This window comes from Pseudomonas sp., from assembly GCF_032058845.1.
In the GTDB taxonomy this organism is placed as follows: Bacteria; Pseudomonadota; Gammaproteobacteria; order Pseudomonadales; family Pseudomonadaceae; genus Aquipseudomonas.
Genome location: NZ_DAMCCR010000114.1, coordinates 1,168 through 9,830 on the forward strand (window position 1 = coordinate 1,168; position 8,663 = coordinate 9,830).

7 protein-coding genes and 1 pseudogene are annotated in these 8,663 nt (G+C 65.8%); 1 reads left to right on the forward strand and 7 read right to left on the reverse strand.

The genetic code is table 11. The features are described from left to right. Positions 1-722: hypothetical protein (locus RT028_RS17520; protein ID WP_312936375.1), on the reverse strand; the 722-nt coding region annotated here is incomplete at its 3' end. 736 nt (positions 723-1,458) lie between these two features. On the opposite strand from RT028_RS17520, the gene RT028_RS17525 reads away from it, so the two are divergent. Beyond that, positions 1,459-2,229, forward strand: coding sequence for an SDR family NAD(P)-dependent oxidoreductase (locus RT028_RS17525; protein ID WP_312936376.1), 771 nt, complete (start codon positions 1,459-1,461; stop codon positions 2,227-2,229). Positions 2,230-2,275: 46 nt separating this feature from the next. Here the strand turns inward: RT028_RS17525 and RT028_RS17530 are convergent, their stop codons facing one another. The 6 genes and pseudogenes from RT028_RS17530 to RT028_RS17555 all read right to left on the reverse strand — a co-directional run. Further along, positions 2,276-3,901 (reverse strand): methyl-accepting chemotaxis protein, encoded by a 1,626-nt coding sequence (locus tag RT028_RS17530; protein ID WP_312936377.1) that lies wholly within the window; start codon positions 3,899-3,901, stop codon positions 2,276-2,278. Between the two features lie 142 nt (positions 3,902-4,043). Beyond that, positions 4,044-4,805 (reverse strand): amino acid ABC transporter ATP-binding protein, encoded by a 762-nt coding sequence (locus RT028_RS17535; protein ID WP_312936378.1) that lies wholly within the window; start codon positions 4,803-4,805, stop codon positions 4,044-4,046. After that, positions 4,802-5,704: an amino acid ABC transporter permease gene (locus tag RT028_RS17540; RefSeq protein WP_312936379.1), complete on the reverse strand. Its 903-nt coding sequence runs from the start codon at positions 5,702-5,704 to the stop codon at positions 4,802-4,804. Before RT028_RS17540 ends, RT028_RS17535 begins: the two co-directional genes overlap by 4 nt. Then, positions 5,701-6,603, reverse strand: a complete 903-nt coding sequence (locus tag RT028_RS17545; RefSeq protein WP_312936380.1) for an ABC transporter substrate-binding protein — start codon at positions 6,601-6,603, stop codon at positions 5,701-5,703. Before RT028_RS17545 ends, RT028_RS17540 begins: the two co-directional genes overlap by 4 nt. A 3-nt stretch (positions 6,604-6,606) precedes the next feature. Next, positions 6,607-7,956: an LLM class flavin-dependent oxidoreductase gene (locus RT028_RS17550; RefSeq protein ID WP_312936381.1), complete on the reverse strand. Its 1,350-nt coding sequence runs from the start codon at positions 7,954-7,956 to the stop codon at positions 6,607-6,609. 9 nt (positions 7,957-7,965) lie between these two features. After that, a pseudogene (locus RT028_RS17555) lies at positions 7,966-8,663 on the reverse strand (hypothetical protein); the annotation flags it as partial.

Genomic DNA, 8,663 nt, shown 5'->3' on the forward strand with positions numbered 1-8,663 from the left:
AGCACCACCGCCGCCGCCACCGCCGCCGCGGTGCCCCACTGCAGGATCGTGGCATGCAGCGCGAGGTAGAAGCCGATCACCCCCACCGCGCCGATGGCGTTACCCCGCACGATGGTCGCCAGTTCATGACGCCCGCCCTGCACATGGGCGAACACTGCCAGCGGCCAGGCGATCACCGGGATCGGCGCCAGCACGCCGCTGGCCACCGGCCCCAGGTGCTCGGCGCTGGCGGTGATGATCAGCAGCAAGGCAGTGGCGGTCAGCATGCGCATGGGGATCACCCAGCGCGGCATCGCGACCACCGTCGGCGCACCCAGGCCAGGGTGCGGCCGGGTCGCGATCAGGTTGGCCGTGAGCATTGCCAGGATGATCAGCACCGGCAGCAGCAGCCCGCCGAGGTGGCTGATGGCCCAGGCGCACGCGGCGTAGAACAGCAGTGAGGCGGTGCAGCCCACCCACGCCGAGCACCGGCGGGTGATGAGGAAATAGCACAGGTAAGTGGCCTGGATGGCCGCCAGCCCTGCCAGCGCGCCAGGCACGGCCTGCAAGGCGAACGCCGGGCCCTGTTCCAGGCTGACGAACAGCATCACCAGCGCCGAGGTCAACGGCAGCCCGGACAACAACCCGCCCAGCTGCGTACCCCAGCGCTTGCCGGCCAGGGAAATACCCAGCATCAGCGCAGGGGTGACTAACAGTTTCAGGTAGAACACGGAAACGGACATGGACCGGGGATCGTGTGGTGGCAGGCGGGGGTGCAGCATGCCGCAAAGCAGGGTGTTTGGGGAATCCTGAGGAACGTTTTCCTGATGCGCAGGTACTGAGGCCTACACGTGCGGCCGGTCCGTCGCTCTGGTTAGTCGCAATGGGCGGCGCAACCGGCCCCGTTCAGGCACCATCGGCCAACCTGGCATGACGCAGTAGCCGCAATTGCGGCCGCTGCGCAACGCATACCGAGGCCCCATTCTTCTGCTGGAATGATTTCGTCGGGCTCACAACGATCCTGTGGGAGCCAACTGTCTTTCACGAAGGGCTGACAAACGGTCGGACCAGGCTTTTTTCGACAGTACGGTCCTGTAGGAGCGGCTTTAGCCGCGATGGCCGGCAACGCCGGCCCAAGGCTGCCAACTCTACTTACCTGCTGCTGCGCGGTGCCTGAATCAAGCCGGCTGCGCCGGCCCCGTTCAGGCACCATCGGCCAACCTGGTGAGACGCAATGGCTGCCATTGGGGCTGCTGCGCAGCCCATCGCGGTTGAAACCGCTCCTACAGACTGTCGGACGCCCAGGCAAGTCATTCCTGGACGATGGTTGAAGGAAACCCCTGGCGACAGTTGGTGCCACAGGGGTGTACAACCTGAGATGCCTGCGGACCCCTTCAAAGCTCTAAGCACCGCACAAGCCAGCCAGCCAGCCAGCCAGCCAGCGCCCATTTTAGCCCGTTGATTCACCGAGGAACGCTCATGCCCCTGCTCCCCCACCTCACCGACCCCGCCCAGGTGCTGATCGCCGGCGCCAGCCAGGGTATTGGCCTGGCGCTGTGTCGTCTCCTGCTGGAGCGGGGCGATGTGGCGCGGGTATGGGCCGTGTCGCGCCAGGCCAGCCGCAGTGCGGCGCTGCAAGTGCTGGCTGATCGCTACGGTCCGCGGGTGATCCGCCTGGACTGCGATGCGCGCGATGAATCCGCCCTGGCGGCCGTGGCGGCTGCCGTGACCGAGCACAGCGCGCACCTCAACCTGGTCGTGTGCACCCTGGGCATTCTTCACCAGCAAGGCGCGCGTGCCGAAAAGTCGTTGGCGCAGCTTGATCTGGCCGGCTTGCAGGCCACGTTCAACAGCAACGCCTTTGCGCCGATCTTGCTGCTCAAACACCTGCTGCCACTGCTGCGCAAACACCCCGCCACGTTCGCGGCGCTCTCGGCGCGGGTCGGCTCGATCGACGACAACCACCTTGGCGGCTGGTACAGCTACCGTGCCAGCAAGGCGGCACTGAACCAGTTGTTGCGCAGCGCCAGCATCGAACTCAAGCGCCTCAACCCCCAGGCCACCGTGCTCTCGCTGCACCCTGGCACCACCGACACTGCGCTGTCGGCGCCCTTTCAGAGCAATGTGCCGGCTGAACAGCTGTTTACCCCCGCTTACACCGCCCAGCGCCTGCTCGAACGGATCGCCGAGCATGGGCCTGAAGACAGCGGCAGTTTCTGGGCCTGGGACGGGCAGCGGATCGAGTGGTGAGGGGCTGATCCGTGCGCGGTCGAGCAGCCGATGGCACGTATGAACTTCAGGTCCTGAACTTGCCCACCAGGCCATTCAGGTCCACCGCCAGGCGCGACAGCTCTGCGCTGGCCATGGTGGTCTGATGCGCGCCGGCGGCGCTCTGGATCGACAGGTCGTTGATGTTCACCAGGTTGCGGTCCACTTCACGTGCCACCTGCGCCTGCTCTTCGGCGGCGCTGGCGATGACCAGGTTGCGTTCGTTGATCTGCGACACCGCGCCGGCAATGGTGTCGAGTGCCAAGCCGGCGCCGCGGGCCATGTTCAGGGTCGACTCGGCGCGCTCGGTGCTGGTGCGCATCGACTCCACGGCATGCTCGGTGCCGCCCTGGATGCTGCCGATCATGCGTTCGATGTCACTGGTCGACTGCTGAGTACGGTGCGCCAGAGCGCGGACCTCATCGGCCACCACTGCGAAACCACGACCCGCCTCACCGGCGCGGGCGGCTTCGATCGCCGCGTTGAGGGCCAGCAGGTTGGTCTGGTCGGCCAGGCCGCGAATCACGTCGAGCACCTTGCCGATGTCGCGCGATTGCCCCGCGAGGTCTTCGACCAGCTTGCCGGTGGCTTGCACGTCACCGCTCATGCGCTCGATGGCGCTGACGGTTTCCAGCACCAGGTCGCGACCGTCACCAGCCGTGCGGCTGGCTTCGCCCGACGCTTCGGAGGTACTCACGGCATTGCGCGCCACTTCCTCTACCGCACTGGTCATTTCCGTCACCGCCGTGGCGGCTTGCTGGATTTCGGCGTTCTGCTGGGCCAGCCCGCGGGCGCCCTCGTCGGTGACGCTGTTCAGCTCTTCAGCGGCCGAGGCCAGCTGCGTGGCAGAGCCGGCAATCTGCTGCACGGTGTCGCGCAGGCCGTTCTGCATTTTGGCCATGGCTTGCAGCAGGCGCGCGGCTTCGTCGGTGCCGGAGGTGTCGATGGCATGCGTGAGGTCCCCGGCGGCGATCCACTCGGCGGTGCGCAGGGCATCGTCGACCGGCCTGACGATGCTGCGGGTCAGCAGGAACGCGAACAGGAAGGTCAGCAGGGTGGCGATCACCAGCAGCCCGATGACCAGCCGAATGGCCGTCTCATAGCTGTTTTCGGCCGCGGCATTGCTCTTGCGCGACTGGTCGGTGTTGAACTGCACCAGCTCACCCATCACGGTGTTGATGGCGTCGGAGTTGCGCAGCATGTCGCCGTTGAGCAGTGCGCGCAGGTCCTCAAGGCGGCCATCGCGGCTGAACGCGCGAATGCGCGCCTCGAACTGACGGTACTCACCGAGCAATTGCCCATAGTGGTCGAAGATGACTTGCTCGTTCTGTGCCTCGACCAGGTTCTGGTAGGCCTGGCGGGCCTTGTCGACCTGTGCGTTGCGCTCATCCATGCGCTGCGCGGTTTCGACAAGGACCTGCGGGTCGCGGTTGACCAGCAGGTTGTAGCCCAGGGTGCGCAAGCGTTGGTTGGCGATGGTCAGTTCGTTGAGGGCCTTGATGCTGGGCACGCTGACGGATTCGATCTTCACGCCAGCCTGGCGGATGTCGCTCATCTGGATCAGGGAAAACGCCCCAAGGCTGAGCATCAGCAAACCGATCAAGGCGAACCCCAGCAGCGCGCGTGGGGCAATGTTCAAACTGCGTATGGACATGGATACGTTATCCGTAGTGGATCGCGGTCCATGCGAAAAATGAGAGGCCTGTCACACTATCGGTCGTATTCGGTAACTCTTGAGGCAGCACTGAAAAAAATGATGGCCCTGAGCCACTCCTTCCGACTCAGGACCCTCGCCTCTACAGCACGCTGGCCAGAAACTCCCGCAAGCGCGGGTGCTGCGGGTTGTCCAGCAGCGTGCGGGCGTCCCCGCTTTCGACCACCTGGCCCTGGTCCATGAACACGATGTTGTCGGCCACTTCCCGGGCAAAGCCGATTTCGTGGGTCACCACCACCATGGTGATGCCCGAGTGCGCCAGCTGCTTCATGACCTGCAACACCTCGCCCACCAGTTCCGGGTCGAGGGCCGAGGTCGGCTCGTCGAACAGCATCACCTCCGGCTGCATGGCCAGGGCACGGGCAATGGCCACCCGCTGCTGCTGGCCACCCGACAACTCGCGCGGCCAGGCATCGGCGCGATGCGCCAGGCCGACCTGTTCGAGCAGGCTCATGGCGCGGGTCTGGACCTCGCCCTTGCGCTGGCGAAGAATGCGCAGCGGCGCATCGACGATGTTCTGCAACACCGTACGGTGCGGGAACAGGTTGAACTGCTGGAACACCATGCCGATGCGCTGGCGTTGTTCGGCCACCTGCTTTTCCGGCAGCTCGTACAGCGCCTGACCCTTGCGCCGGTAGCCGATCAGCGTGTCGCCCACGTGGATGGTGCCGCCGTCGAGCTTTTCCAGATGATTGATGCACCGCAGCAAGGTGGACTTGCCCGAACCCGACGGCCCGAGGATCACTGTCACTGACCCCGCCGCGATGTCGAGATCGATGCCTTTGAGCACGGCGTTGCCGGAGAACTGTTTGTGCACGCCGCGCAGGCGAATGGGCTCACTCATGCTTCAGACTCCTGCCGCGCCACGCTGCGGCCCAGCCAGTTGCGCCGACCTTGGGTGTTACCTCGGCTGAAGCGCACCTCGACGAAATGCTGCAGCACCGACAACAGCGACGTCATCAGCAGGTACCAGGCGGTGGCCACCAGCAGCAACGGAATCACTTCATAGGTGCGTTGATAGATGATCTGCGCCGAGTACAGCACATCCTGCAAGGCGATCACCGAGACCACGGCCGTGGTTTTCAGCTGGCCGATCACCTCGTTGCCGGCCGGCGGCAAGATGGTGCGCATGGCCTGCGGCAAGACGGTCTGGCGGAAGATCTGTCCAGGCCGATAGCCCAGTGCCTTGGCCGCTTCCAGCTGCCCGGCACCGACACTCTGGATGCCGGCACGGATGATTTCGGCCGCGTACGCCGACTGGTGAATGACCAGCGCCAGCACCGCCGCGCTGAACGGGCTGATGACCTCGTTGGTGGTTGCGCTCCACACCTCACCGACCCACGGCAGGCTCAAGACCAGACGCGGGTACAGCGCGGCGATGTTGTACCAGAGGAACAGCTGCACCAGCATCGGCACTGCGCGGAAAAACCAGGTATAGGCCCAACTGACGCCGACCAGCACCGGGTTCGACGACAAGCGCATCAACGCCAGCAGCGTGCCGCCGGCAAAGCCGAAGACCACCGAGATCAGCGTCAGCTTGATGGTCATCAGCACGCCGTTGAGAATCGACTCCTCGGTCAGGTTGGCGGCCACCACGTCCCACTCGAAGCGGGGGTTCTCCAGCATCGAATGCAGCACCAGCGCCAGCACTGCCAGCACCACCGCGGCACTGGCCCAACGGCCCCAGTGACGGTTGGCGACGATGCGCAGGCCGGCGCTGTCAGGGTCGAGCGTTGGCTTCATCGGATGTTTTCTTCATTGAGGCCAGCCGATTTCACTGCACCGAAGCCGATTTCCCATTTGTCGAGAATCTGCTTGTACGTGCCATCGGCGATCAGCGAGTTCAGCGCCGCCTGGATCGGCTTGCCCAGCGGCGAGCCTTTGGGCAGCGCGATGGAAACGATGGTGTCTTCGATGGTGATTTCCCCGGCCATGGCCAGCGGCTTGACATGGCTGGCCTGGTAGCGCAGGCCCTCGAACGGACCGAAGAACATCGGCACACGGCCACTGATCACCGCCTGTACGCCTGCCGGGCGGTCCGGGAAGATCGGCACGGTGATGGCCTTGTTGCCGGCAGCCACGCACGCGTCGCTGGCTTGCTGCAGGCGCGTGACCTGGGAGGTGCCGGCGCCGGCACCCACGGTCTGCCCGCACAGCGCATCGAGGCTGTTGAACGGCCCAAGGGCTGCGTCTGCCCGCCCGATCAGGGCGAGCTTGGAGGCGTTGTAGTAACCGACGAAGTCAACCTGTTCCAGGCGTTTGGGGTTGGCGTCGATGTTGGCCAGGGCCGCGTCATAGCGGCCCGATTTGAGGCCCGGAATGATGTTGTCGAAACCGCCGGTGTCACGCAGTTGCAGTTGCACGCCGAGGCGGTCGGCCACGGCACTGATGATGTCGATTTCGCGCCCGGCCAGGGTCTTGTTGTCGGCCTGGTAGAAGGTGGTCGGTGGCGTGTTGGGGTTGGTGCCGGCGACGATGTAGCCGCGTTTCTGGATCGCCTCGGGCAGGGTCGCATGCAGCGCGGCGTCCACGGCGGGCTTGGCGCTGGCATCGAACGGCACGCTGCCTTGGGCAGGGGCGGCAAAAGCGCCGGGAACGGCCAGCAGCGCGGCGGCGGCGCTGATCAGTGCAGGTTTATTCATGGCTCATTCCTTATGGGGGGTCGACGGGGCGACGGCGGAAAAGTTGTCGGTAACGGCGGGCAAGCCCAGGTTTTCACGCAGGGTGGCGTACTGGTATTCGGTGCGGAACAGGCCGCGACGCTGCAGTTCCGGGATCACCAGGTCGACGAACAGCTGCAGCTGGTCAGGCAGCACGGCCGGCATGATGTTGAAACCGTCCGCACCGCCCTGTTCCAACCAGTGCTGGAAATCGTCGGCAATGTCTTCGGCGGTGCCGACGATCACCCGATGGCCACGCGAGCCAGCCGCCACAGCGGCGAGCTGGCGCAGGGTGAGGTTTTCCCGCGCGGCCAGTTCGGTAAGCAGCTTGACCCGGCTCTGGCTGCCCTCGGTGGGTTTGATTTCGGGCACCGGGCCGTCCAGCGGGTACACGCTCATGTCAGTGCCGAAGCGCGCCGACAGCTGTTCGATACCATTGTCGATGTCGACCAGTTCGTTGAGCTGATCCCACACGGCCTGGGCCTGTTCGCGGGTGCGCCCGACAATCGGCATCACGCCAGGCAGAATCAGCAGATGGTCAGGATGGCGCCCGGCCTCGCGCACGAACTGCTTCTGGCTGCGGTAGAACGCCTGGCCTTCTTCCAGCGAGGCGGCGGCGGTGAATACCACTTCGGCGGTCTGTGCGGCCAGCTGCTGGCCGGCAGGCGAAGAGCCGGCTTCGATGATCACCGGGCGGCCCTGCGGCGAGCGGGCAATGTTCAGCGGGCCCTGGACCTGGAAATGCTTGCCCTTGTGGTTGGCGGCATGAATTCGGGCTTCGTCGCTGTACTGGCCGGTGGCTTTATCGCGGACGATGGCACCCTCCTCCCAGCCGTCCCACAGCTGGAAGGCCACATCGAGGAACTCGCGCGCCACTTCATAGCGGTCAGCGTGCGAGGGCAGGTCTTCGCGGCTGAAGTTGCGCGCCGCGTCTGCCGAAAACGAGGTCACCACGTTCCAGGCGGCGCGGCCATGGCTGATGTGGTCGACCGAGCACAGTGCGCGGGCCAGGTGGAACGGCTCGTCGAAGGTGGTCGAGGCCGTGGCCGCCAGGCCGATGTGCCGGGTTTGCACGGCCAGGGCCGAGAGCAGGGTCAACGGTTCCAGCCGCGACATGGTCGAGGGCAGGCGGTGCACGCTGGTGGCCAGGGCGTCACCGACGAAGAACATGTCGAACTTGCCTTGCTCGGCGGTCTGGGCGATCCAGGTGAACCAGTCGATGTCGGTGGGCGAGCCTTGCGCACCGTCGGCGCGCCAGCCACTGACATGGTGGCCGAGGGCCTGGACGAACAGGCCCAGGCGCAGTTGACGGGAAGCGGGCTGTGGCGTGGACATGGCAGATCCTTAAGGGCAGCGAATGAGGGCGACCAGGCGCTGCAAGGCGGCATCGTCGGCAAGTTGAAGGTCGGTACACAGGGCGTCTAGGCGCTCGGCAGGCAGCGCGTGCAGGTTGGCGCGCAGCTTGCCGCGCACATCGGTGGGCGTCGCGGCAGTCTGCTGCCGGGTGACGCAGTGGCTGAGCGTGCGGCCATCGGCCAAGTGCAAGGTGACACGGTGAAAGCGCAGGTCCGGGTCAAGCTCATCGGCCGGTGCGCTGAGGTCCGGGCTGCGCCGGACCTTGGCCGCCAGCTCGGCAATGGCAGGGGCGACTGGGTGCTCGCCATAGCGCTCCAAGGCAATCTCGCCGTGCAGCAACGCGTCGGCAAGGGTGTATTCGAGGCTGAAACGCCCCTGCACGCCGGTCTGCGGCGCACGGATCGAAGGTGCGGTGTCAGCGCCGGGCGGGAAGCTGACCTCGATGGCCTGCACGGCATGCAGGTCGAAGCCTGCGCTGGCACGCAGGACGAACGCCGCCTCGATGGCACTGTGGGTGCCGCCGCAGGTGGGGTAGCGCTTGAATTCCAGACCGGGCGCATCGATCCGCCACGGCGCGCCCCAGCCGGCCAGCAGCTTGTCCGGGCGCGCCGCGCCGAGGCCGAGAATCTCGAAGAACGCCTCCAGCACCGCGTCGGGCTGGGCGACGAAACCGCTGCTGGCCAGTT

Coding starts and splice junctions, on each gene's coding strand:
- RT028_RS17525 (WP_312936376.1), top strand. CDS start 1,459: ATGCCCCTGCTCCCCCACCTCACCGACCCCGCCCAGGTGCTGATCGCC.
- RT028_RS17530 (WP_312936377.1), bottom strand. CDS start 3,901: ATGTCCATACGCAGTTTGAACATTGCCCCACGCGCGCTGCTGGGGTTC.
- RT028_RS17535 (WP_312936378.1), bottom strand. CDS start 4,805: ATGAGTGAGCCCATTCGCCTGCGCGGCGTGCACAAACAGTTCTCCGGC.
- RT028_RS17540 (WP_312936379.1), bottom strand. CDS start 5,704: ATGAAGCCAACGCTCGACCCTGACAGCGCCGGCCTGCGCATCGTCGCC.
- RT028_RS17545 (WP_312936380.1), bottom strand. CDS start 6,603: ATGAATAAACCTGCACTGATCAGCGCCGCCGCCGCGCTGCTGGCCGTT.
- RT028_RS17550 (WP_312936381.1), bottom strand. CDS start 7,956: ATGTCCACGCCACAGCCCGCTTCCCGTCAACTGCGCCTGGGCCTGTTC.